Source organism: Vibrio sp. Scap24, from assembly GCF_013394185.1.
Taxonomy (GTDB): Bacteria; Pseudomonadota; Gammaproteobacteria; order Enterobacterales; family Vibrionaceae; genus Vibrio; species Vibrio pomeroyi.
In genome coordinates, this window is sequence record NZ_CP041332.1 from 2,580,774 (window position 1) to 2,603,714 (window position 22,941).

General features: G+C 44.3%; 23 protein-coding genes. 14 read left to right on the forward strand and 9 right to left on the reverse strand.

Going from position 1 to position 22,941, the window contains the following annotated elements; translation table 11 throughout:
• Positions 1-137: 137 nt before the first annotated feature.
• A complete protein-coding gene (gene argA / locus FLM53_RS11395; RefSeq protein WP_176681887.1) occupies positions 138-1,475 on the reverse strand; it encodes an amino-acid N-acetyltransferase in 1,338 nt (445 codons plus the stop codon).
• 161 nt (positions 1,476-1,636) lie between these two features.
• Here argA and FLM53_RS11400 point away from each other — a divergent pair, with 161 nt between their 5' ends.
• From FLM53_RS11400 to csdE, 4 genes are all read left to right on the forward strand, one after another.
• The gene (locus tag FLM53_RS11400; protein ID WP_176681976.1) at positions 1,637-2,110 is read left to right on the forward strand and encodes a DUF2850 domain-containing protein; all 474 of its coding nucleotides are present in this window, start codon (positions 1,637-1,639) and stop codon (positions 2,108-2,110) included.
• An 81-nt stretch (positions 2,111-2,191) separates the two neighbouring features.
• A complete protein-coding gene (mltA, locus tag FLM53_RS11405) occupies positions 2,192-3,304 on the forward strand; it encodes a murein transglycosylase A (RefSeq protein WP_176681886.1) in 1,113 nt (370 codons plus the stop codon).
• Positions 3,305-3,417: 113 nt separating this feature from the next.
• Positions 3,418-4,227 carry a tRNA cyclic N6-threonylcarbamoyladenosine(37) synthase TcdA gene (tcdA, locus tag FLM53_RS11410; RefSeq protein WP_008223054.1) on the forward strand — a complete coding sequence of 270 codons (810 nt, stop codon included), beginning with the start codon at positions 3,418-3,420 and terminating at the stop codon, positions 4,225-4,227.
• 41 nt (positions 4,228-4,268) lie between these two features.
• Positions 4,269-4,697, forward strand: coding sequence for a cysteine desulfurase sulfur acceptor subunit CsdE (csdE, locus tag FLM53_RS11415; protein WP_176681885.1), 429 nt, complete (start codon positions 4,269-4,271; stop codon positions 4,695-4,697).
• 152 nt (positions 4,698-4,849) lie between these two features.
• Here csdE and FLM53_RS11420 read toward each other — a convergent pair whose 3' ends face one another.
• From FLM53_RS11420 to FLM53_RS11435, 4 genes are all read right to left on the reverse strand, one after another.
• Positions 4,850-5,329: a porin gene (locus FLM53_RS11420; protein WP_017631933.1), complete on the reverse strand. Its 480-nt coding sequence runs from the start codon at positions 5,327-5,329 to the stop codon at positions 4,850-4,852.
• Positions 5,330-5,688: 359 nt separating this feature from the next.
• Positions 5,689-6,900, reverse strand: coding sequence for a cysteine desulfurase CsdA (gene csdA / locus FLM53_RS11425; protein WP_176681884.1), 1,212 nt, complete (start codon positions 6,898-6,900; stop codon positions 5,689-5,691).
• An 86-nt stretch (positions 6,901-6,986) separates the two neighbouring features.
• Positions 6,987-7,880, reverse strand: a complete 894-nt coding sequence (panE, locus tag FLM53_RS11430) for a 2-dehydropantoate 2-reductase (RefSeq protein WP_176681883.1) — start codon at positions 7,878-7,880, stop codon at positions 6,987-6,989.
• A 111-nt stretch (positions 7,881-7,991) separates the two neighbouring features.
• Complete coding sequence (locus FLM53_RS11435; protein WP_137001984.1) at positions 7,992-8,807, reverse strand: outer membrane protein OmpK; 816 nt, start codon at positions 8,805-8,807, stop codon at positions 7,992-7,994.
• Between the two features lie 588 nt (positions 8,808-9,395).
• Between FLM53_RS11435 and FLM53_RS11440 the strand changes: the two genes are divergently transcribed.
• Entirely contained in the window at positions 9,396-10,742 is a 1,347-nt protein-coding gene (locus tag FLM53_RS11440; RefSeq protein WP_176681882.1) for a DUF4397 domain-containing protein, read from the forward strand.
• 78 nt (positions 10,743-10,820) lie between these two features.
• On the opposite strand, the gene FLM53_RS11445 is transcribed toward FLM53_RS11440, so the two are convergent.
• The 4 genes from FLM53_RS11445 to FLM53_RS11460 form a co-directional block, all read right to left on the reverse strand.
• The gene (locus FLM53_RS11445) at positions 10,821-12,179 is read right to left on the reverse strand and encodes an MFS transporter (protein ID WP_048657901.1); all 1,359 of its coding nucleotides are present in this window, start codon (positions 12,177-12,179) and stop codon (positions 10,821-10,823) included.
• Positions 12,180-12,232: 53 nt separating this feature from the next.
• Entirely contained in the window at positions 12,233-12,781 is a 549-nt protein-coding gene (locus FLM53_RS11450) for a peptidylprolyl isomerase (RefSeq protein ID WP_176681881.1), read from the reverse strand.
• Complete coding sequence (locus tag FLM53_RS11455) at positions 12,781-13,350, reverse strand: YajG family lipoprotein (RefSeq protein ID WP_017631927.1); 570 nt, start codon at positions 13,348-13,350, stop codon at positions 12,781-12,783. Before FLM53_RS11455 ends, FLM53_RS11450 begins: the two co-directional genes overlap by 1 nt.
• A 66-nt stretch (positions 13,351-13,416) precedes the next feature.
• Positions 13,417-14,568, reverse strand: coding sequence for a methyltransferase (locus FLM53_RS11460; protein ID WP_176681880.1), 1,152 nt, complete (start codon positions 14,566-14,568; stop codon positions 13,417-13,419).
• Between the two features lie 174 nt (positions 14,569-14,742).
• Between FLM53_RS11460 and bolA the strand changes: the two genes are divergently transcribed.
• The 9 genes from bolA to nqrM all read left to right on the forward strand — a co-directional run bounded on the left by bolA (position 14,743) and on the right by nqrM (position 22,862).
• On the forward strand, positions 14,743-15,051 hold the full coding sequence (bolA, locus tag FLM53_RS11465; RefSeq protein ID WP_017064186.1) for a transcriptional regulator BolA: 309 nt from the start codon (positions 14,743-14,745) through the stop codon (positions 15,049-15,051).
• 521 nt (positions 15,052-15,572) lie between these two features.
• Entirely contained in the window at positions 15,573-16,913 is a 1,341-nt protein-coding gene (locus FLM53_RS11470; RefSeq protein WP_128644399.1) for a Na(+)-translocating NADH-quinone reductase subunit A, read from the forward strand.
• Positions 16,914-16,918: 5 nt separating this feature from the next.
• Entirely contained in the window at positions 16,919-18,163 is a 1,245-nt protein-coding gene (locus tag FLM53_RS11475) for an NADH:ubiquinone reductase (Na(+)-transporting) subunit B (protein WP_123306317.1), read from the forward strand.
• Entirely contained in the window at positions 18,153-18,920 is a 768-nt protein-coding gene (locus FLM53_RS11480) for a Na(+)-translocating NADH-quinone reductase subunit C (protein WP_176681879.1), read from the forward strand. The genes FLM53_RS11475 and FLM53_RS11480 overlap by 11 nt, the downstream gene beginning before the upstream one ends.
• Entirely contained in the window at positions 18,920-19,552 is a 633-nt protein-coding gene (locus tag FLM53_RS11485; protein WP_008223083.1) for an NADH:ubiquinone reductase (Na(+)-transporting) subunit D, read from the forward strand. The genes FLM53_RS11480 and FLM53_RS11485 overlap by 1 nt, the downstream gene beginning before the upstream one ends.
• 7 nt (positions 19,553-19,559) lie before the next feature.
• Positions 19,560-20,156, forward strand: coding sequence for an NADH:ubiquinone reductase (Na(+)-transporting) subunit E (gene nqrE / locus FLM53_RS11490; RefSeq protein WP_009848375.1), 597 nt, complete (start codon positions 19,560-19,562; stop codon positions 20,154-20,156).
• A gap of 29 nt (positions 20,157-20,185) precedes the next feature.
• Positions 20,186-21,412, forward strand: a complete 1,227-nt coding sequence (nqrF, locus tag FLM53_RS11495) for an NADH:ubiquinone reductase (Na(+)-transporting) subunit F (protein WP_017631923.1) — start codon at positions 20,186-20,188, stop codon at positions 21,410-21,412.
• Positions 21,413-21,586: 174 nt separating this feature from the next.
• On the forward strand, positions 21,587-22,591 hold the full coding sequence (locus FLM53_RS11500; RefSeq protein WP_176681878.1) for an FAD:protein FMN transferase: 1,005 nt from the start codon (positions 21,587-21,589) through the stop codon (positions 22,589-22,591).
• Positions 22,592-22,607: 16 nt separating this feature from the next.
• Positions 22,608-22,862: a (Na+)-NQR maturation NqrM gene (gene nqrM, locus FLM53_RS11505; RefSeq protein WP_004737624.1), complete on the forward strand. Its 255-nt coding sequence runs from the start codon at positions 22,608-22,610 to the stop codon at positions 22,860-22,862.
• Positions 22,863-22,941 lie beyond the last annotated feature (79 nt).

Consider the following 22,941-nt stretch of genomic DNA (forward strand, 5'->3'; position numbering starts at 1 on the left):
TTAATATTATTAAAGCGCTTAAATTCTATACAATAATTCGTGTGAGTGAAAGTGCATACTTAATAAATCTCATATAGAAAACGATTACATTTGCAATTATTTTTCTTTTGAACTGAGATTCTAGTCCAAAACTTTATTTACACATTTAACGCTAACATCTTTGAGTTGCGTTGATAGTTGTATAACCCCTGTTTTTCCATCGGTAACTCGTCCACACCGATCTCGTAAAATCCTTGTTCACGGAACCAATGAAGGCTATGTGTCGTTAGGACAAAAATCTGGTCGATATCGCGAGATTTCGATTGATGACGCATGTAATCCAGCAATAACTGCCCACGATTTCCATCACGGTAATCAGGGTGGATAGCCACACACGCCATTTCTGCCATGTGATCTTCCGGATACGCATAGAGTGCTGCACAGCCGATGATCAGCCCGTCCTTCTCAATAATGGTAAAGCGGTGGATCTCTTGTTCTAACTGCTCTCTTGAGCGACGCACGAGAATGCCTTGTTCTTCAAGCGGGCGAATAAGGTCAAAGATGCCGCCAATATCGTCGATCTGAGCTTGTCTTACTTGCTCGGCACTCGCCATAACCACTTGGGTTCCAATACCATCGAAAGAGAACAGTTCTTGGATCAGTGCGCCATCGACTTTGTAGCTGATTAAGTGACAACGAGGTACGCCTGCACGACACGCTGAGATAGCACCTTTCAGGAATCGCAATGTGCCAGTGCTCATGTCTTCGGCTGGGTTTTGAGATTGAGTTAAGCGCTCTAGAATAAGTTTGGCGTCTTTTGGGAAAAGTTCGGCGAGTACATTGCCGTTTTGATCCGTGACCCCTTGCTCAGAGCAAAAGCCAATGAGTTTGTCGGCTTTTAAACGAATGGCCACTTGAGTCGCAACCTCTTCAGAAAGTAGGTTAAAGCTTTCGCCTGTTACGGAACTGGCAATAGGGCCAAGCAGGACGATGGATCCTTGGTCGAGTGTGCGATTAATCCCTTCAATATCGATTCGACGGATACGTCCGCTGTGACAGTAATCCGTACCATCATCAACACCCAATGGCTGAGCTGTAATAAAGTTGCCACTCATCACGTTGAGTTGAGTGCCCGCCATAGGTGTGTTGTTTAAGCTCATTGAAAGACGAGCTGTAATGGCAAGCTGTAATTGACCCGCTGCCTGCATAGCAACACCCAGAGAATATTCATCGGTGACTCTAATATTCTTGTGATATGGCGTATGACAATCTTGTTTTGCTAACAGTTGGTTGATCTGCGGTCTTGCGCCATGAACAAGCACAATCTTGACCCCAAGGCTGTGGAGTAGGGCAATATCACTAATAATGTTGCCAAAGTTTCTATCGGCAACGGCTTCGCCTCCCAGCATAATTACCATGGTCTTGCCACGGTGAGCATTTACGTAAGGGGTTGATTGTCTGAAACCTTTTACTAGCGCTGTACTTCTTAATTTCACAGAACAAGTCCATTTTGTTTATTTATTCGATAATTTAGCATTTAAATTCAAATTTAAACAACACCTTTTTGGAATAAAGCGCAAACTATGCTCATCTAGGGTTCATTATATAAACGGTCTCAGTGTAGAATGCGCATAGCATCTTCATGAGTAGTTACCGAATGCAACAAGCTCCAGCAACAAAGAACAAAATCGACGAGATAACCACAGGTCTCTACAGTGAGGCAGAACAACGCAACCAATCTAAGTTTAAGCGTAAGATCATCGAACGTTGTCTCATGGTTTTGGCTCTGGTCGGTTCGTTCGCAGTGGTGTCACTTTTTGGTGATGTGATCACTCGATTGCAAGATGCAGCAACGCCAAATCACTTGCTTTATGGTACTTGGATTGAACAAGATGTTGCGCATTACGCGACGGATGAGTTTGTGTTGAATGCGAATGGTGTATCAGTGGCGGGTTCTATTGTTGCAACTAACTTTGAGTTTGATGGTAACTACTTTGAATATAAGACGGGCGATCAAACGTATCGTTTCCGCATGACCAATTCCGACAACACTGAAATGGTGCTTGATTCGGACAGTCACTACAATCCTGTCTTCCGCCTTAAAGGCCATATCGATCACTCAGTCCGATAGGTTATCTTATTGTAAACTCTTACAATCTAAGATTGTGTTATCTGACTGTTTTTGTCATCCTCGATGCATAGAATTTTTAGGATGACTCTTGTGATTAAAAAATGGCTTTCCCTTGTTGCCGCCTCTTTACTATTTGGCTGTGCTCAACCCACCGATCTTGCTCAACAACATCTTGATGATGAATTTCCTCGCACCTTAAATAAGGTCGATCAGGTTGAATCCAATAAACCAAGAGACTACACCGCATTCGCAGAACAAGCTGAGATGGTGGTATCCAAATCCCCTTCGATGGCGAAAATCTATGAGCCGCTTTATCAGCAACTCAATGAGTGGGCGCTGCAAAGCGGTGATCCAAGCCAATTAGCAAACTTTGGCGTTCAAACTGCTCAACTTGGTGGTGGCGATAAGCAAGGCAATGTTTTGTTCACGGGCTACTTCTCGCCAGTGATGGAATTACGCCATGAAGCGAATGAAGAGTATCGATTCCCTGTATATGGGCTTCCTGACTGTGATAAAAACTGCCCAACTCGCGAAGAGATCTACAACGGCGCTCTAGAAGGTCAAGGTCTTGAACTTGGCTACGCTGCTAACCGAATCGACCCATTTATGATGGAAGTGCAAGGCAGTGGCTTTGTGCATTTTGGCGATGATGACACGTTGCAGTATTTCGCTTACGCGGGTAAGAACAATAAGGCTTACGTGAGTATTGGTCGTGTTCTGATCGAGCGAGGCTTAGTTCCGCGTGAGAAGATGTCGTTGAAAGCAATCAAAGAGTGGGTATTGGCGAACGAGCCTGAAGTGGTGAAAGAGCTGCTTGAGCAAAACCCATCTTTCGTATTCTTTAGTGCGAGAGATGACTTATCGGTCATGGGTAGCGCTGGCATTCCACTGTTACCAATGGCCGCAGTTGCAGGTGATCGCTCTATCTTACCTATGGGAACGCCGATTTTGGCTGAGGTACCACTATTAAATGCTGATGGTACTTGGAGCGGTGCGCACCAACTAAGACTGTTACTGGTTTTGGATACGGGCGGCGCGGTTAAGCAGAACCACTTAGACCTTTACCATGGCATGGGCCCACGCGCAGGTACTGAAGCGGGTCATTACAAGCATTTTGGTCGAGTGTGGAAACTTGGCTTAGATGGCAGCGCGACTGAAGCACCTTGGGCTTTACCACCTGAAAAGGTCGAGTAAGCGACAATAAAATAGGGCATTGAAAGCGAATCGCTAATCCCCTAGACTTTTTATTCAAGAGTGCGTATAAAACGCACTCTTTTCTTTTTCTCAGAAATAAATTGGCGGCAACAATGCGTGAATTGACCACTCCAGCTTCAGAAAACTATGACCAACGATTCGGTGGCACTCGTCGCCTATATGGTAATAGTGAAGTCGACATACTTAGAGCGGCACATGTGTGTGTGATCGGTATTGGTGGTGTCGGTTCATGGGCTGTTGAAGCGCTTGCTCGCACGGGTTTAGGTGAGCTAACGTTGATCGATATGGATGACGTGTGCGTGACTAACATCAACCGTCAAATTCACGCAATGTCGGGCACGGTCGGTAAGAGCAAAATCGAAGTGATGGCCGAACGCGTTAAGCTGATTAACCCTGAGTGTAAAGTTAACCTGATTGACGATTTCATCGGCCCGGACAATCAGGCTGAATACCTGTCGAAAGAGTTCGATTTTGTTCTGGATGCGATCGATAGCATGAAAGCTAAGGCTTCGCTGTTGGCGTATTGCCGTAGTAACAAAATTAAAGTGATCACCACTGGTGGCGCGGGTGGTCAAGTCGACCCGACTCAAATCAAAGTGGCTGATCTGACCAAGACGATTCAAGATCCGCTCGCGAAGAAACTGAAAGACACGTTGCGTCGTCACCATAACTTCCCTACAAATCCTGCGCGTAAGTTTGGTATCGACTGTGTGTTCTCGACAGAACAGCTGAAATACCCGCAAGCTGACGGCAGTGTATGTGCTGCGAAAGCGACAGCCGAAGGTCCAAAACGAATGGATTGTGCGACAGGTTTTGGCGCAGCAACGGTGGTAACGGCGACTTTTGGTTTTGTTGCTGTTTCACGTATCGTAGAAAAGATCATTCAAAAGCACAGTAAGTAACTCATTACTTTACGCTTACTAAGAATTTACTGGACATAAAAATGACGTCATTCCCAAGTTCTCCATTCGGCCAAGAGATTACCAGTGATGATATTGTCGCAAAAATGCAGACTTTCAGCGGTTGGGAAGACCGTTATCGCCAAGTGATTCAATGGGGAAAGAAACTGCCAACTATGCCTGAGGGACTGAAAAGTGAACAGGTTGTGGTCTCTGGTTGTGAAAGCCAAGTGTGGCTAGTTTCCCAGAACATCGACGGTGTTTGGTACTTTTGCGCCGATTCAGATGCACGTATTGTGCGCGGCCTTATTGCGTTAGTGATGGCAGCATATGATGGTAAAACATCGGAGCAAGTTCAAGTGTTCGACATTGATGGCTATTTCGCAGAGATTGGCTTGATTACGCATTTGAGCCCTTCAAGAGGGAATGGCCTTAAAGCGATTGTTGAGCAGATTAAAAGCCTCTCAGTTTAAGCGCCTATCTGCTTGAGAACTCCTTTCTGTTTGAGAGCTGCTTTGTTTAAGAATTTCTCCGTACAGATAAGCAAGCGACAGTATTAAAAAGAAACGGTGCCCAGTGGCACCGTTTTTCATTTTAGCGGTTAACGAAATAAGTCGATAGAAAATTAGAAGTGGAATTCAGCGCTTACCGCGTAGCCATTCTCGATAACTTTTGCTTCGTACATTGTATATTCAAGAGCAACACGAGCAGGGCCAATCATTACACCCGCACCCACACCGTAGTAAACGTCGTTGCTGTCACCTAGGTTACTTTCAAAGTGTCCAATACCCGCACGGCCATAAATATCAAAGATAGTGATTGGCAAAGAAACTTTTGCGCTAGTTAGCCATGCATTCGAGTAAACGTGCTCGAAATCTTTGTGCGTATCGACAAAGTCAGCGTAGCCAGCTTCGATAGAAAGTAGGTCGTTGAATGCGTAACCCAAGTACAAGTTGTATCCGCTATTCTCATCTGTCATATCGATGTTTTCGTTCTCTACTTGGTACTCAGAATACAAGTAGCTTGCGCCAATGTATGGATCTGCTGAAGCTTGTTGAGCGGCAGTTAGCATTACTAGAGGAAGAACGATTGTTTTAAGTTTCATTGTGTTGTCTCTATCTAAAAAATTTGTATTTAAAGTGCTATTCCGTCAGCTCTAGGTCACCCATGATAAATGGCGGTTCTTGTTATTAATGGCGATAGTCAGTTTGTTATCTGCGGTTAACAAGAACGGGGTGCATTGTGTCTTTTTTTAGAAATGACTCATCAATGAAGTCTTAGAAATCGATAAAAACGAATAAGATGGATATCAAGAAAATATAAAGTCACTTAATATCAGTATTTTATGTTGAAAGTCTTTGGGCTGAAAAGAGAGCAGTATTTATTGGGGAAGTGGAACTATTCTGGAGGAGGGGACGTCTGGCTCAATTAATTGAACCAGACATTAATATCTTTGGTGGTGATTTAGAGCATATCGACGGCTTTTTCAATAGCTGCAATGAGCTTTTCGACATCATCCATATTGTTGTAAATGCCAAAAGAGATTCGCACGGTTCCTTTTACCTTGAGCGCATCCATTAATGGGTGTGCACAGTGGTGACCAGCTCGAACGGCAATCCCTTGTTGATCCAATAGTGTCGCAATGTCTTGATGGTGAACGCCATCCATTACAAACGTAATCACACTCGAGTTTGGCTTATAACCAAGGATCTGGATGTCATCTAACTGATTGAGTACTTGATAGGTTTTCTGTTGTAGCTGGTGGATGTGCTCTTCGACATCTTGTTGGTCAAACTGATGTAACCACTCAATTGCTGTACTCAAAGCAATAGCCCCTGCGACATTAGGTGTACCTGCTTCAAATTTGCCCGGTAGTTCAGAAAACGTCGTGCCAGAAAAAGATACACGCTCAACCATTTTGCCACCACCATGCCAAGGTGGCATCGCCTCGAGCAATTCAAGTTTGCCGTAAAGCACACCGATACCAGCAGGAGCATAGAGTTTATGCCCAGAGAATACGTAGAAATCCGCACCTAAAGTAGCGACATCCACTGGCTCATGAACAATGCCTTGCGCGCCATCGACCACAACAATGGCATCCATCTTATGGGCCTTCTCGATCACTTGCTCAATCGGTTGGCGAGTGCCAGTGACATTGGTTATCTGAGCCAGAGCAACAATTCTAGTTCGCTCTGTTAATAGAGAATCGAATGTATCAAGGTCTAATTCGCAGTCTGATGTCATTGGTACTTTGATGACTTTAGCACCCGTTTGTTCAGCCACAATTTGCCAAGGCACGATGTTGGCGTGGTGTTCCATTTCACCGACTAAGATCTCATCGCCAGGTTGAAGGGTACTTCTTGCGTACGTTTGAGCTATGAGGTTAAGTGCTTCGGTTGCACCGCGAGTCCAGATAATTTCCCTTGAAGACGTAGCGCCAATAAACTGAGCGACTTTATCTCTTGCTGCTTCAAACTGACTGGTTGCTTGCGCGGTTAAGCTGTGACTACCGCGGTGAACATTGGCATTTTGCTTAGAGTAATATTGGCTAATGGCATCAATAACCACCTGAGGTTTTTGTGTGGTTGCCGCGCTGTCTAAGTAAATCAACGGTTGTTGGTTGATGGTTTGTGATAGCGCAGGAAACTGCTCTCGGATGTGATTGATATCAAGCATCTATTCTTACCTAAATCTTGGAAATTGGTGCCAGCATTACGCTAAGCGGTATCGTTATTTTATCGCGACTTGTTAAGCGTTGCTGACTAATCTTGATGATTCCAGCTATTTTCTCGTTCTTTAACCATTGCGAACAGCTTTTGGTTAGTAGGTACTTCTATTTGATGCTTGAGTGCAGTCTTTAAAAGGTGCCCGGTAATGAAGTCGATCTCAGTCTTTCTTTGATAGAACATATCTTGCTTCATTGAAGAGTTGTTCTGTGCAGTGGCGCGTATAACCTTGTTGACGCTTGCTTCTAACTCATCAAATGAACAAGTAATACCTTCCGCCTGCATTACTTGCGTGAGTTCGTGAACGATGGAATTTAGCGTTTCGCTGAAGCGTTGATCGGCCAGTTCCCCATTCTTGACCTGTTCCAATCCTGTCAGTGGGTTGATAGCACAATTGATGGCGAGCTTAGTCCAAAGCGCAGTTTTTATCTCAGGGTTCCAATTCACGGTCGGTAGAGCGTGTTCCAACACATCAACCAAAAAAGTGCATTGCTGACCTTGGAGGTTAAAAGCCCCCAGTTGAGTTTGGCCTAACCCTGTGTGAGAGACACTGTTACGGCCAGGTTTAAAAGCTGCTTGGGTGGTGGTCGCCAATACTACCGGGTGAGCATCAATTTGAGCGTCTATCTCGTCTACTGCTCCCATTCCGTTGTGCATGAACATAAGGATGGTGTCAGGGTCGAGATATTGAAGTAACGGAGTGGTTGCTTCTTTTACTTGCCAAGCCTTGACCGTGACGATCACTAAGTCACTCGCAGATAGCTTTTCGATATTGTTGTTACTGAAGGAGAGTGAGGTTTGCTCATCAAGTGATAGGTCTATAGAGATGTCAGAAGATCGACTCCACAAAGAGACATTATGACCAGCTTGAAGTAGTTTTACGGCCCACAAAGAACCAACCGCTCCGGGTCCAACAATCGTGATGTTCACAGCAATACCGAGATAAGAAAGTGATGCTGCAAGGATAGCGAGGCATTAAATGAAAGCAATAAAAAATGGCACCCGAGGGTGCCATTTAGGAAACTTTTCTTAGAAGTTCGATTAGAACTTGTAAGTTACTGCAACGTAGTGACCTACGCCAGAAGAGTCAGCTTGTGAAGAAGCATCCCATGGTAGGTCTGCGCCATCTTTAAAGCCGTATACATCGCTGTATAGTTTCAGGCCGTAACCAACTGCGAAACGATCTGAGTGCCAGTAGATACCGTTGAACATTGCGCCGCCGTTGCTTACTTGAGCGTATTCATCTTTCATGCCGAATTGGTAATCAATGTAACCTTGGTAAGAGATGAATGAACCGTTCTCGAAGAAGTAGAAAGGTTTGAACCAGTTAGTCGAGATTTGGAAACCGTTCCAATCTTTAACACCTGAATCGTATGTACCGTAAAGGTTTAGACCCATTTTACCGAACCATGGAACCATTACGTCAGAACCTAGACCAACTTTCTGAGTGTTAACACCACCGTTGTTACCATCCCACTCGAAAAGAGTTGAAAGGTATAGCTCTTCAACTGGACCGAAAGAAAGATCTTTACCAGTTAGGCCGTCAAGAGACATACGAGGAGCAAACTTCATGAAGATTTTGCCATCTTTGTCTGCTTTGTCGCTGCTTGAGTCTGATGTTAGGTTAAATACATCAACATAGCCGTAAAGGTCGAAGATTCCAGAGCGACCACCAAATTCCATCTCTAGGTAATCATGAGTAGATTCGTAAGGACCTTTCTCGTTGATTGCACCCATGATGTTGAACTGCATCCACTTGTAATCGTTTTTGTGGATGTCGCCGTCAGAATAATCTGCTGCCATTACTGGAGCAGAAGTTGCTGCAAGTAGGCCAAGAGTTAAAAGTGATTTACGCATAATGGAACTCTCTATGTTTGAAATAAGTAACCCGCTAATCCGTGCGTGTTTATATGTCCGAATGCCGAGCATCATAGCGATTTTGTTCTCAAATAAAAGTGAGACGGAGTGAAAATTGCAATTATTATAGTGAGGTTGATCACACTAACGATCTAAATGATGGAACTTTAAGGTGGCAATGCATCTTGATGCACCCTGAGTTCTATTGATTTTGTGAAATCTGATTATTTTGTAGATAAATTGGTGAATTGCTGCTCTAAGCAAACGATTATACTAAATAGAGTGATATGCATATCAAAATCAACAGTATTCTTTTCTATGTAGTTTATCCCCAGAAAACGACTAAATCTCTCCTCAGTTAGATCCTCTCTTTGATCTATTTTTAACCAACTCCGTAATGGTGGTGGAATCAATTGATGAACAACTCATGTGATAAGTAATTTGGAATGTGAGCCTTATTACTTTTCCCATCACAGATATTATTGAGACAGTTCACTGCACTAAATACTGAGAGAGAGTATTTGAAGATTTTTTACTGAGCTTATCTTTTGTGTGACGAACTGGTCTAACTTTTTGGAGAGAAGACCGATGAAATATTCACCATTACTAGCGGTAGCAATATCAGCGCTGTTCATTGTCGGGTGTGATGATGACGATGAACCTACCACACAACTTCAAGCTGTTCATGCATCACCCGATGCTCCTTTGGCTAATGTTATCGTCAACAGTCAGGCTCGATGGACTGGTGTCGATTATGCTCAAGCGTCTGGGTACGCTTCAGTGACAGAAGGGCAGACTTCAGTGCAAGTTGATGTTCAACTTCCCGGAGAGGCTGTCGCAACCGTCATACCTCAAAGCCAATTTAACCTGAGCCAAGACCTCGATTATACTGTGATGGTGGTGGGCGATGCTGATGGTTCCAACAACCCTGTAGAAGCTTTAGTTGTTACTCGTCCTGCTGTGGGCACGGCAACCAGTTCTAGTTTAGATGTGCAAGTGGTTCACGCTGCTACAGGAGTCGGCGATGTAAACTTGTATGTCACAGGTCCTAGCGATCCATTGGGTGCACCGTTGGGGACGTTGGCTTATAAAGATTTTACCGATGTGCTTAATATTCCTGCTGGTCAATATCGTGTGAGACTTGAAACAGTCAGCGGTAGTGCTATTGCGTTTGATTCAGGAGAGATCACACTCTCAGCTGGTAGTGAGTTAACCATTGCAGCCGTACCGAGAGCAGATTCTAATAGTGCTTCACCTGTTAAATTGATGGTAATGGATGGTTCGGGCTCATCTTTAATCTACGATATGGCAGAAACGGCAGAAGTCAGAGTAGGACATTTAGTTGATGGTGCTCCGGATGTAGACCCATTTGTAAATGGTTCGGCTTTTGCGCCTTTAGCCGATTTGATGTTCAAGGAAATCCGAGGATTCATCGATTTGGCTGTCGGAAGCTACGATATTGATATCTTTGCAGATGGTACTACAACTAATGCACTGATTGATGCAGATGGTGTCGCTGTATTTGCTGGTATGGATTACAGCATCTATGCGGTGGGGACCGTGAGTCCACTGAATCTGGAAGCTTTGGTTGTTCCAGAAAACCGTCGCCCGGTTGCGACCAGTGCAGTATTGAATATTACCCATGCTGCGGCTAATCCAATTGCGGCTTCGGTTGATATTTACTTGACCGAGAATACGGGTATTGCTGGCAGCACTCCTGCGCTGAGTGATGTGAAATTTAAAGATTATGTGAATGGTATTTATGTTGCAGCGGGAACCTATTATGTAACGATTACCGTTGCAGGTGACCCATCAACAATAGCGGTTAATTCAGCACAGGCGATATTAGCTGATGGCGTGGTGTATCAAGTTGTGGCGATTGACGATTCGGCTGGCACAGGCTTCAACCTTATTGTGAGTGATACAACAGACTAGCGTTTACTAAATCATTAGTGACAAAGTAAAAGAGGGTAGCGTGATGCTACCCTCTTTCTATTCTGTCTTCTTTTTCTCTTATTCGTGGTTGGTTTTCGCTTTTTCTAGTAAATCTGTGAAAAAGTGGCGTAACGAATAGAGCATGATCAAACTTGGTATCACCATGAGAGCAGTAAGTATAAAGAAGGTTGACCAGTCATTGAGGTAATCAACCAACTCACCGCTGAAGGAAGCCAGTGTGGTGCGACCGAAGTTACCTAAGGATGCGAGTAAGGCATATTGTGTTGCCGAAAAAGCTTGGCCTGTTAATAACGTTAGGAAAGAGACAAACGCAACGGTAGAAAAGGCAGTTGTGAAGTTGTCGACAATGATGGTTGCCAAGAACAAGGTTTCACTCGGGCCAGTCTGAGCGATCCACGCAAACATTAGATTACTTGCCGCCATTGCCACACCGCCGATCATCAGCCCGCGTACAATACCGAATTTCACATTGAAGACACTGCCTACCAAAGTGAAGAATATGGTTGCTCCCCAGCCAATTAACTTGGAGTAATGACCGATCTGCTCGTTACTGAAACCTATCTCTTTATAGAAGGTAATCGACATGCGACCTAGGAAGGCTTCACCTATCTTAAATAGGAACACAAACAGCAATAGAGTAATGGCAACTTGAACGCCGTTTCTTTTGAAGAAATCATAAAATGGTTCAATTACCGTTACACTGAACCAAGCGACAAGCTTTGAGCCGACCACTTTATTGTGGCGCTGTTGTGCTTGCTCTTGTAGGGCTTCGCGTTGTGTATTTGGCTCTCCGACAAAAAGAGTAAACAGCATTAATACAACAACGACACCTGCCATTCCGTAATACACGCCATTCCAACCGATGGAGTCTGCATTAATAAAGGCAAGGTAGCCTGGTAGAGAATACCCTGTCCACCAACCAATTACCGCCATTGCAGAAGCTTGCGGCAGTTTTGATGCTTCGGATTTTGGGAAGGTATCAATACGAAATGCATCAATCGCGATATCTTGCGTGGCTGAGGCAATGGCAATAGCGAGCGCCAACATTGAGGTAAACGCCAAATTCTCTGCGGGATTGACGCCTGCGATGAATAAGGTGCCGATTAAAACAATGGTTTGGCAGAAAAAGATCCAACTGCGGCGCTGGCCGAGTATGGCGTGAAGAACCGGCAGTTTTACTCGGTCTACCAATGGTGCCCATAAAAAGTTAATCGCATAGACGGCAAACACACTACCAAAATAGCCAATGGCTGCTCGCGTTAAACCTGCATCTTTTAGCCAACCAGACATGTTGGATCCAATAAGAACCCATGGGAAGCCGCTCGAACAACCGAGCATAAACACCCAAAGTAGGCGTTTATCAAGGTAGCTGCGGAAAGTCTGCATCCAAGAAAGAGAGGGAGTGCCTGATGACATGGGGCGTCCTTGTATAGAAAAACGCCCTTAAGAAATAAGGGCGTTACATTGGATTACTTAAGAAGGGTCACTTTAGTGATGACGATTGGGTCGACTGGGATGTCTGACATGCGGCCCATTCGCTTGGTTGGAATCGTTGCCATCTTTTGAACAACATCAAAACCTTCAGTTACTTTGCCGAATACTGCGTAACCTGGGTTACCGCCTTTTGCGTTCAAGAAATCATTATCAGAGAAGTTAATGAAGAACTGGCGAGTCGCAGAATCTGGTGCATTAGTACGAGCCATCGCGATTGTTGCTGTATCGTTCTTCAAGCCATTGCTGCCTTCATTCTTGATAGGAGCATAAGTCGCTTGTTGATTCATGTCTTGATCGAAACCGCCACCTTGTGCCATGAAACCAGGAATAACACGGTGGAAGATAGTACCTTCGTAGCTGCCGTCAGCAACGTACTTTAGAAAGTTCTCAGCACTCACTGGTGCTTGCTCTTGGTTAAGCTCAATAGTGAAGTTGCCTAATGTTGTTTCTACGTTCACTTTAGGACCAGCCCAAACGCTCACGCTCACCAGCATTAGTGCAATAGAAGATAAAATGCGACCCATTAGAAACGTTCCTTCATGTAAGTTTGTAGTTCTTGGTCATTGGCAATCTCTTTCAATACCAAGTTGATTACATCGTTAAGCACCATCGCGATATCATCATTTGAAGCGCTTAATGCACCTGTGCGAGTTGCAGTACCATTGAATGTTTTAACGAGCTTACCTTCCGGTGTCTCAGCCGTTACTTCAAGCGTTACCTTACCGTCCATTTGGTTTTCCATAATGGTGTGTTCTACGGTAACAAGCGCCTCTTGAATCTCTAAAACAATCGAGTTTTCGCTGTTTACGCTTGCACGGTAACCTTGAGACTCTAACTGTTGTGCTACAGCGTTCTCTAGAGAAATACGCATGTTCTGCTTAGCGTGAATTGGCTGAATATTTGAACGGCCACTATCAACCAGTGCAACGTATTGAGCGGCACGAACATCTTTACTTGTTAGTGTGTATGTTTTGCCTTGTACTAGGTTGCTTGAGCTTAGTGAAGCTTCTGGCATTACATTGATCTGTTCTTGCTGAGGGGCTGAACATGCTGTCAAAGCCATAATAGAAGCAGCCAAAATCAGTTTTTTCATTCCTTTATCCTTTCTAAATTCACACCAGAAGCTCGGTATCTTAAATTCTTGTGAAGTCGTTTCTGCTTATTTATTAAAATTCGCAGGTTCTCTTGTTGCTTGTAATATCTCAAATTTTTGGTTTAGTTCAAGCGTTTCAACGTTAGCTTCACCAAATAGTCTTGCTAGTTTGACATCGTATCCGAGGTGTCGGTTGCCAATAACAATTAATTTGCCTCCATTGCTTAGAACATGCTTTGCATCACAGAACATTTGCCACGCAATGTGATCCGTAATCGCTTGTTGCTGATGGAATGGAGGATTACACATCACTAAGTAGGTGCTGTTTTTCTTGAAGCCATCTAAACAGTTGTTGGTGATGAACTGGAAGTTACCTTCTTCACCAAGGTTATCCTTGACGTTTTGGCGTGCTGATTCCACTGCCATAAAGCTTTCATCCACACAAGTGATACGAGCTTGTGGGTTCAATTGCCCAGCTTTTACACTCAATACACCGTTGCCACAGCCTAGGTCGATGATATGACGCAGCTCAGGATCTTGAGGGATGTGCTCTAGCATATAGCGAGCGCCTTGATCGAGTGCTTCGCCTGAGTAAACATTCGGTAAATTTTTCAAACGGATATCTTCACCGTCTACATCCCACTCAACAAACGGCTCAACGGTTTGAATCGGTTGGCAATTTGGAGAAGAGAAAACCAAGCGGTGCTTTTTCTTCGCTAGCGAGGTTTTGGTCTCGCCTAGGTACTTCTCGAAAAGGTTAAGTGTAGAGGTGTGGATCTCTTTTACTTTGTTGACACCGATCACTTGGCAGCCTTCAGGCAGTGCTTGGCGTAACTGACTTAACTGCCATACAAGGTGGCGGTTGGTCTTTGGTAGTTGCATGATCACAAGGTCGATACCGTGTGGGATATCATCCATGGTGTTTAAAAAGTTGACTCGATTACATTGATTACGCTGTAAGTTTTTTAGCGCACCGCGATGAGAAATAAATGAGTCGCTCATCATGGTGACATCATGATCTTTTGAGAACCAAGCGGATAGGGCACCAAAGCTGTCGTTCATGATCAGAATGTGTTTGCCGGGTTCAAGGTCCATCTCTTCAACATGACTGATCAGGTATTCGTCGCCCGCATCCCAAGCTTGAAGGGTTTCATTTGAACGTTTAGGGAAACGATGTAAGGTCAAAGTTCTATCGTGAAGGGTAAGTTCGGTTTTCATTGCTTGAGATACTTATGTAAGGAATAACAAGGATATTGTCTCAAATGCAGGCTGAACAAGATAGAAAAAACTCAAGCAAACCTATGCCATTCGCTATCAAATACTCAGACAGTCGACCGCTTAGGGTTTATACTCACCCCACGGATAATGCCAATACGTTATTAAGGAATCACAATGATCCAAGAAGTTATCGAAACAAAATTGCACAATGAGTTTTCACCAAGTCATTTAAACGTGGTCAATGAGAGCTATATGCACAATGTTCCGGCCGGTTCTGAGAGTCATTTTAAAGTGATTGTTGTCAGTGATGTGTTTGAAGGTTTACGTCTTATTGCTCGTCATCGAGCGGTAAATAAAGCACTTTCAGAAGAGTTAGCGAATAATATTCACGCACTGTCCATTCACACTTATACAAAAGATGAATGGATGAAGCAGCTCGATAATGTGCCAGACAGCCCTATGTGTATGGGTGGTGGCAAGTAACACAACGAGCATATTGAGAAAAGGCGGCGATGCCGCCTTTTTTGTCGCCAAACCTATGTGTTTTTCGTTGTTATATCACTCAAACTGATGGCAATTTGAACGGCTAAAAATACCTACAATGAGTAATGTTTTTATTAACAGTGTTTCAACATAACTCGTAAAATATTAGTTTGTGACAGAGTATTAATCTCTTGTTTAAAACACGTTTCAAAAGCCATTTTATCTGTGCGGCTCGTCAAATTTATACATATTTGAGAGTCCATATGCTTCAAATCTCACCAAATAAAGGCGGTATTCAAGTTATTGGTCATGGCATCAAGTTGTCAAAAAATGCTAGAATACGGCACCTGATAAATCTCACATGTTTTGTGTGATGAGTTTATTAAGATAATGTTGCGATTTTGGTATCTCAAATTTACCAAAACCGGACACTGTAATGTCGTGTCTAAGGGCGATTTTAAAACGTCCTGAATTTACGCAATTAAAAGAATCTTTTTCCCGATAAAGTAGTGCAAGTGCGTATGATTACAATAAAGAAGGGTTTGGATCTTCCTATCGCAGGAACTCCATCCCAGGTGATTAATGATGGTAAGTCCATCACTAAAGTCGCCTTGCTTGGCGAAGAGTACGTTGGTATGCGTCCTACGATGCATGCTCGCGTTGGTGATGAAGTGAAGAAAGGCCAAGTTCTTTTTGCAGATAAAAAGAACCCAGGTGTTGTATTTACTTCTCCAGCAAGCGGTAAAGTTATTGAAGTGAACCGTGGTGCTAAGCGTGTTCTTCAATCAGTAGTGATTGAAGTAGCAGGCAATGAGCAAATCACGTTCAATAGCTATGAAGCTAACCAACTAGCAGGTCTTGACCGTGAAACGGTTAAAACTCAGTTAGTTGAGTCTGGCGCATGGACCGCTTTGCGAACTCGTCCGTTCAGCAAGGTTCCAGCAGTTGATTCTGAAACTCAGGCTATTTTCGTTACTGCTATGGATACTAATCCACTAGCAGCTGAGCCAGAATTAATCATTAACGAGCAGTCTGATGCTTTCGTTGCTGGTTTAGATCTTCTTTCAACTCTGACTAACGGTAAAGTGTACGTTTGTAAAAAAGGTACTAGCTTACCTCGTTCAGCTCAGTCTAACGTTGAAGAACATGTTTTTGATGGCCCACACCCTGCAGGTCTTGCCGGCACGCATATGCATTACCTATACCCGGTAAATGCACAAAATGTAGCGTGGAGCATTAACTACCAAGATGTTATCGCATTCGGTAAGCTTTTCCTTACTGGTGAGATTTACTCTGAGCGTGTTGTTTCTCTGGCTGGTCCAGTGGTAAACAACCCACGTCTAGTTCGTACTCAAATTGGTGCTAGCCTTGAAGAGTTGACTGACAGCGAGTTAATGCCAGGCGAAGTTCGTGTGATTTCTGGTTCTGTACTTACGGGTACTGAAGCAACAGGTCCACATGCTTTCCTTGGTCGTTACCATCAGCAAGTTTCTGTTCTACGTGAAGGTCGTGATAAAGAGCTATTCGGCTGGGCTATGCCTGGTAAGAACAAGTTCTCTGTTACTCGTTCATTCCTTGGTCACCTGTTTAAAGGTCAGTTGTTCAACATGACAACGACTACAAACGGTAGTGACCGCTCAATGGTTCCAATCGGTAACTACGAGCGCGTAATGCCTCTAGATATGGAACCTACATTGCTGCTTCGTGATCTATGTGCTGGCGACGTTGATAGTGCTCAAGCACTAGGTGCGCTAGAGCTAGACGAAGAAGATGTAGCATTGTGTACCTTTGTATGTCCAGGTAAGTACGAGTACGGTCAACTACTTCGTGAATGCCTAGATACGATTGAGAAGGAAGGGTAATTTTCATGGGCCTTAAAAAGTTTCTTGAAGACATCGAGCATCATTTTGAGCCAGGTGGTAAACACGAGAAGTGGTTTGCGCTTTACGAAGCAGCAGCGACAGTGTTCTACACGCCAGGTCTTATTACAAAGAAAAGCTCGCACGTTCGTGATAGCGTTGATTTAAAACGTATCATGATCATGGTTTGGTTCGCGGTATTCCCAGCAATGTTCTGGGGTATGTACAACGCGGGTGGCCAAGCTATCGCAGCACTTAACCATATGTACGCAGGCGCTGAACTAGCATCTGTTATCGATGGTAACTGGCACTACTGGCTAACCGAAATGCTTGGCGCCTCCTTAGGAGCCGATGCTGGTGTTGGCAGTAAGATGCTACTTGGTGCGACATACTTCCTACCTATCTACGCAACGGTATTCATCGTTGGTGGCTTCTGGGAAGTTCTGTTCTGTATGGTGCGTAAGCACGAAGTAAACGAAGGTTTCTTTGTTACTTCTATCTTATTCGCGCTTATCGTTCCGCCAACACTTCCTCTATGGCAAGCAGCACTAGGTATTACCTTCGGTGTTGTTGTAGCGAAAGAGATCTTCGGTGGTACGGGTCGTAACTTCCTGAACCCTGCACTTGCTGGCCGTGCGTTCCTATTCTTTGCATACCCTGCACAGATTTCAGGTGACGTAGTTTGGACTGCTGCAGACGGTTTCTCTGGTGCAACGGCTCTTAGCCAATGGGCTCAAGGCGGCGGTAGTGCACTAATGAACGTGACATCTGGTGAAGCAATCACTTGGATGGACGCATTCATTGGTAACATCCCAGGTTCTATCGGTGAAGTATCGACTCTAGCACTTATGATTGGTGCAGCGATGATCGTTTACATGCGTATCGCTTCATGGCGCATCATTGCTGGTGTAATGATCGGTATGATTGCTGTGTCTACGCTGTTTAACGTGATCGGTTCTGATACTAACGCAATGTTCAGCATGCCTTGGCACTGGCACCTAGTTCTAGGTGGCTTCGCATTCGGTATGTTCTTCATGGCGACTGACCCAGTATCAGCTTCATTTACCAACAATGGTAAGTGGTGGTACGGCATCCTAATCGGCGCAATGTGTGTAATGATCCGTGTAGTTAACCCTGCATACCCAGAAGGCATGATGCTTGCGATTCTATTCGCAAACCTATTTGCTCCTCTGTTTGACCACGTTGTAATCGAGAAGAACATTAAGCGGAGACTAGCGCGCTATGGCAAGTAATAACGATAGCATTAAAAAGACGCTGTTTGTTGTTATCGCATTGAGCCTAGTGTGCTCAATCATCGTTTCAACAGCTGCAGTTGTTCTTAAACCTAAGCAACAAGCTAACGCAGTTCTGGATCAGCAAACTAAGATCCTTGAAGTTGCGGGCATTGACCTTGCAGGTGATATTCCAGCGTTGTACGCAGAGAACATCGAACCTCGTCTAGTTGATTTCGCTACTGGCGATTTCGTTGACGGCGATGCTGCTGCATACGACCAACGTAAAGCGGCAAAAGATCCAGCTCAGTCAATCAAGCTTTCAGCTGAAGAAGACATTGCTAAGATCCTTCGTCGTGCTAACACAGGTACTGTATACCTTGTGAAAGATGGCGCTGAAACTTCTAAAGTTATCATCCCTGTTCACGGTAACGGCCTATGGTCAATGATGTACGCATTCGTTGCGGTAGAAACTGATGGCAACACAGTTTCTGGTATCACTTACTACGAGCAAGGTGAAACTCCTGGACTTGGTGGTGAGGTTGAGAACCCAACTTGGCGCGCTCAATTCGTTGGTAAGAAATTATTCGACGAAAACCACAAACCTGCTATTCAGGTTGTTAAAGGTGGCGCTCCTCAAGGTTCTGAGCACGGTGTAGATGGCCTTTCTGGTGCAACACTGACTAGCGTTGGTGTTCAACATACATTTGACTTCTGGTTAGGTGATATGGGCTTTGGTCCGTTCCTAGCAAAAGTTCGTGACGGAGGTCTGAACTAATGTCTAGTGCAAAAGAAATTAAAAAGAGCATCTTAGCGCCGGTGTTGGACAACAACCCAATCGCGCTACAGGTTCTTGGTGTGTGTTCTGCTCTTGCGGTAACCACTAAGCTAGAAACAGCATTTGTTATGACTATCGCGGTAATGTTTGTTACTGCTCTGTCTAACTTCTTCGTTTCTTTGATCCGTAACCACATTCCTAACAGTGTGCGTATCATCGTTCAGATGGCAATTATCGCATCACTAGTAATCGTGGTAGACCAAGTGCTAAAAGCATACCTATACGATATCTCTAAGCAGCTATCTGTATTCGTAGGCCTAATCATTACTAACTGTATTGTAATGGGTCGTGCTGAAGCATTCGCAATGAAGTCTGCGCCAATCCCATCTCTAATCGATGGTCTTGGTAACGGTCTTGGTTACGGTTTCGTTCTTATCACTGTTGGTTTCTTCCGTGAGCTTCTAGGCTCTGGCAAACTATTTGGTATGGAAGTACTACCTCTAGTGAGCAACGGTGGTTGGTATCAGCCAAACGGCTTGATGCTTCTAGCACCTTCTGCGTTCTTCCTAATTGGTTTCTTGATTTGGGCAATTCGTGTGTTCAAACCAGAACAAGTAGAAGCGAAGGGGTAAGGTAGTCATGGAACATTATATTAGTCTGCTAGTTAAATCGATTTTCATCGAAAACATGGCGCTTTCTTTCTTCCTAGGTATGTGTACATTCCTAGCGGTATCTAAGAAAGTTAAAACTTCTTTTGGTCTTGGTGTTGCGGTAGTTGTAGTACTTACAATTGCTGTTCCTGTAAACAACCTTGTTTACACGCACATCCTAAAAGAAAACGCGCTTGTTGAAGGTGTCGATTTAAGTTTCCTTAACTTCATCGCATTCATCGGTGTTATCGCGGCACTTGTACAAATCCTAGAGATGGTTCTAGACCGTTTCTTCCCACCTTTGTACAACGCACTAGGTATCTTCCTTCCACTGATCACAGTTAACTGTGCAATCTTTGGTGGTGTATCTTTCATGGTAACTCGTGACTACAACTTTGCTGAATCTGTTGTTTACGGCTTCGGTTCTGGTGTGGGTTGGATGTTAGCTATCGTTGCTCTTGCGGGTATCCGTGAGAAGATGAAGTACTCTGACGTTCCTCCAGGTCTACGTGGCCTTGGTATCACGTTCATTACTGTTGGTCTGATGGCGTTAGGCTTTATGTCTTTCTCTGGTGTTCAACTGTAGGGTAAGCACCCAGTAATAAGGAATAACAAATGCAAAGCATTATTCTTGGCGTAGCGATGTTTACCATTATTGTATTGGCTCTAGTACTAGTGATTCTTTTCGCTAAGTCTAAGCTGGTACCATCAGGTGACATCACTATTGCTGTAAACGGCGACCCTGAAAAGGCGATCGTTACTCAACCTGGTAGCAAGCTACTTGGTGCCTTAGCTGGCGCTGGTATCTTCGTATCTTCTGCTTGTGGTGGCGGTGGCTCTTGTGGTCAGTGTCGTGTAAAAGTTAAGTCTGGTGGTGGCGACATCCTTCCAACTGAACTTGACCACATCACAAAAGGCGAAGCTCGCGAAGGCGAACGTCTTGCATGTCAAGTTGCTATGAAAACTGACATGGAGATTGAACTAGACGAAGATATCTTTGGTGTTAAAAAGTGGGAATGTACTGTTATCTCGAATAACAACGAAGCTACTTTCATCAAAGAACTTGCACTAGCAATCCCTGAAGGCGAAGAAGTTCCGTTCCGCGCGGGTGGTTACATTCAGATTGAAGCTGAACCACATCACGTGAAATACGCAGATTACGATATTCCTGAGGAATACCGTGGTGACTGGGATAAGTTCAACTTGTTCCGTTACGAGTCTATCGTTAAAGAGCATTCGATCCGTGCTTACTCTATGGCTTCATACCCAGAAGAGAAAGGCATCATCAAGCTTAACGTGCGTATCGCAACTCCGCCGCCAAACAACCCTGACGTAGCTCCTGGTGTGATGTCTTCATACATCTGGTCTCTTAAAGAAGGCGACAAATGTACTATTTCTGGTCCATTTGGTGAGTTCTTTGCTAAAGACACAGACAATGAAATGGTATTCATCGGTGGTGGTGCAGGTATGGCGCCAATGCGTTCACATATCTTCGACCAACTTAAGCGTCTTAACTCTACTCGTAAGATGTCTTACTGGTACGGTGCGCGTTCTAAGCGTGAGATGTTCTACATTGAAGACTTCGACGGCCTAGCGGCTGCAAACGAAAACTTCGTGTGGCACTGTGCACTGTCTGATCCTCAACCTGAGGACAACTGGGACGGTTACACTGGTTTCATCCACAACGTATTGTACGAAAACTACCTGAAGGATCACGAAGCTCCTGAAGACTGTGAGTACTACATGTGTGGTCCACCAATGATGAATGCTGCTGTTATCGGCATGCTGAAAGATCTTGGTGTAGAAGATGAAAACATCCTACTAGATGACTTCGGTGGTTAATCCACTTAAGTGATTGATATTATGGCTGACTCCTGCGAGTCAGCCATTTGTTTTTCTAAGACTGATTTTGACAACATACTGACTTATATAAGAAAGAGTAAGGTATTCAAAAGACCTATTTTTTACTCTTATTTTTCCTTATATAAATCCTCAACATTAGACAGGAGTAAGCAAGTGAGAATTTGGCTTGTTGCATTAACTTCTTTGATTTTTCTTGCGGGCTGTGAACAGCCAAGAGAGCAAGTGCATTTAAGTGGCCCAACTATGGGTACTAGTTACAATATTAAATACATCAACGGTGATGAATTTCCTGAGTCTAATAAAGTTCATACCGAGATCGATCGTCTACTTGAAGAAGTGAACGACCAGATGTCGACCTACCGTGAAGACTCTGAACTCAGCCGCTTTAACCAACACAAAGGCGCGGATGCTTTCGAAGTATCGGAACAAACTGCGACTGTTGTGAAAGAAGCGATTCGTTTGAACGGTCTTACTGAAGGTGCATTGGATGTGACGGTTGGTCCACTCGTTAACCTTTGGGGTTTTGGTCCTGAAGCGCGTCCTGAAGTGGTGCCAACAGATGAAGAACTGGCAGCTCGTAAAGCAAAAGTGGGCATTCACCACCTAAGTGTTGAAGGCAATAAGCTGACTAAAGATTTACCGAACCTGTATGTCGACCTTTCAACCATCGCAAAAGGTTGGGGTGTTGACGTGGTAGCTGACTATCTTGATTCAATCGGTATTCATAACTACATGGTTGAAGTTGGTGGTGAAATCCGTCTGAAAGGCCTAAACCGTGAAAGTGTGGGCTGGCGTATTGCTATCGAGAAGCCAAGTGTCGATGAACGCAACATTCAAGAGATCATCGAGCCTGGTGATATGGCAATCGCAACGTCGGGTGATTACCGTAACTATTTTGAACGTGATGGTGTTCGTTACTCACACATCATCAACCCAGAAACAGGAAAGCCTCTTCATCATAAAGTGGTTTCTGTGACTGTTTTAAACCCGTCCTCAATGACTGCGGACGGCTTATCTACTGGCCTTATGGTCTTAGGTGAGGAGAGAGGAATGGAAGTCGCAAACCAACATAACATCCCTGTGTTCATGGTGGTAAAAACAGCAGATGGCTTTAAAGAGATTGCTTCTGAAGCATTTAAGCCATACTTAGGTAAATAAGGTAAGCGAGATAATTATGAATACATTTCTGATTACATTTGGTGTTTTTCTAGCAGTGATCACAGCAATGTCGATTGGCTACATTATCCAAAAGAAAGTTGTGAAAGGCAGCTGTGGTGGCTTGGGTGCAGTTGGCATTGATAAAGTATGTAACTGCCCAGAACCTTGTGATGCACGTAAAAAACGTGAAGCACGCGAAGCATACCGCGAAGAGAAGCTTGCGGAGCGTCAGCAAAAAGAAGCGGCTTGGAACAAAGATCGTATCGCTTAACTGGCGATTCTGACTAGGGGCTAATTCAGCTCTCTAAAAAGCAAAGAGCCCAAGGTTAACGCCTTGGGCTCTTTTCGTT

Excerpts from the sequence above, each read along its gene's own strand:
- FLM53_RS11485 (WP_008223083.1), top strand. The coding sequence starts at position 18,920 with ATGTCTAGTGCAAAAGAAATTAAAAAGAGCATCTTAGCGCCGGTGTTG.
- mltA (WP_176681886.1), top strand. The coding sequence starts at position 2,192 with ATGACTCTTGTGATTAAAAAATGGCTTTCCCTTGTTGCCGCCTCTTTA.
- bolA (WP_017064186.1), top strand. The coding sequence starts at position 14,743 with ATGATCCAAGAAGTTATCGAAACAAAATTGCACAATGAGTTTTCACCA.
- FLM53_RS11455 (WP_017631927.1), bottom strand. The coding sequence starts at position 13,350 with ATGAAAAAACTGATTTTGGCTGCTTCTATTATGGCTTTGACAGCATGT.
- nqrF (WP_017631923.1), top strand. The coding sequence starts at position 20,186 with ATGCAAAGCATTATTCTTGGCGTAGCGATGTTTACCATTATTGTATTG.
- FLM53_RS11450 (WP_176681881.1), bottom strand. The coding sequence starts at position 12,781 with ATGGGTCGCATTTTATCTTCTATTGCACTAATGCTGGTGAGCGTGAGC.
- FLM53_RS11400 (WP_176681976.1), top strand. The coding sequence starts at position 1,637 with ATGCAACAAGCTCCAGCAACAAAGAACAAAATCGACGAGATAACCACA.
- tcdA (WP_008223054.1), top strand. The coding sequence starts at position 3,418 with ATGCGTGAATTGACCACTCCAGCTTCAGAAAACTATGACCAACGATTC.
- FLM53_RS11480 (WP_176681879.1), top strand. The coding sequence starts at position 18,153 with ATGGCAAGTAATAACGATAGCATTAAAAAGACGCTGTTTGTTGTTATC.
- FLM53_RS11435 (WP_137001984.1), bottom strand. The coding sequence starts at position 8,807 with ATGCGTAAATCACTTTTAACTCTTGGCCTACTTGCAGCAACTTCTGCT.
- FLM53_RS11460 (WP_176681880.1), bottom strand. The coding sequence starts at position 14,568 with ATGAAAACCGAACTTACCCTTCACGATAGAACTTTGACCTTACATCGT.
- nqrM (WP_004737624.1), top strand. The coding sequence starts at position 22,608 with ATGAATACATTTCTGATTACATTTGGTGTTTTTCTAGCAGTGATCACA.
- csdA (WP_176681884.1), bottom strand. The coding sequence starts at position 6,900 with ATGCTTGATATCAATCACATCCGAGAGCAGTTTCCTGCGCTATCACAA.
- FLM53_RS11440 (WP_176681882.1), top strand. The coding sequence starts at position 9,396 with ATGAAATATTCACCATTACTAGCGGTAGCAATATCAGCGCTGTTCATT.
- nqrE (WP_009848375.1), top strand. The coding sequence starts at position 19,560 with ATGGAACATTATATTAGTCTGCTAGTTAAATCGATTTTCATCGAAAAC.
- FLM53_RS11470 (WP_128644399.1), top strand. The coding sequence starts at position 15,573 with ATGATTACAATAAAGAAGGGTTTGGATCTTCCTATCGCAGGAACTCCA.
- FLM53_RS11420 (WP_017631933.1), bottom strand. The coding sequence starts at position 5,329 with ATGAAACTTAAAACAATCGTTCTTCCTCTAGTAATGCTAACTGCCGCT.
- FLM53_RS11445 (WP_048657901.1), bottom strand. The coding sequence starts at position 12,179 with ATGTCATCAGGCACTCCCTCTCTTTCTTGGATGCAGACTTTCCGCAGC.
- FLM53_RS11475 (WP_123306317.1), top strand. The coding sequence starts at position 16,919 with ATGGGCCTTAAAAAGTTTCTTGAAGACATCGAGCATCATTTTGAGCCA.
- csdE (WP_176681885.1), top strand. The coding sequence starts at position 4,269 with ATGACGTCATTCCCAAGTTCTCCATTCGGCCAAGAGATTACCAGTGAT.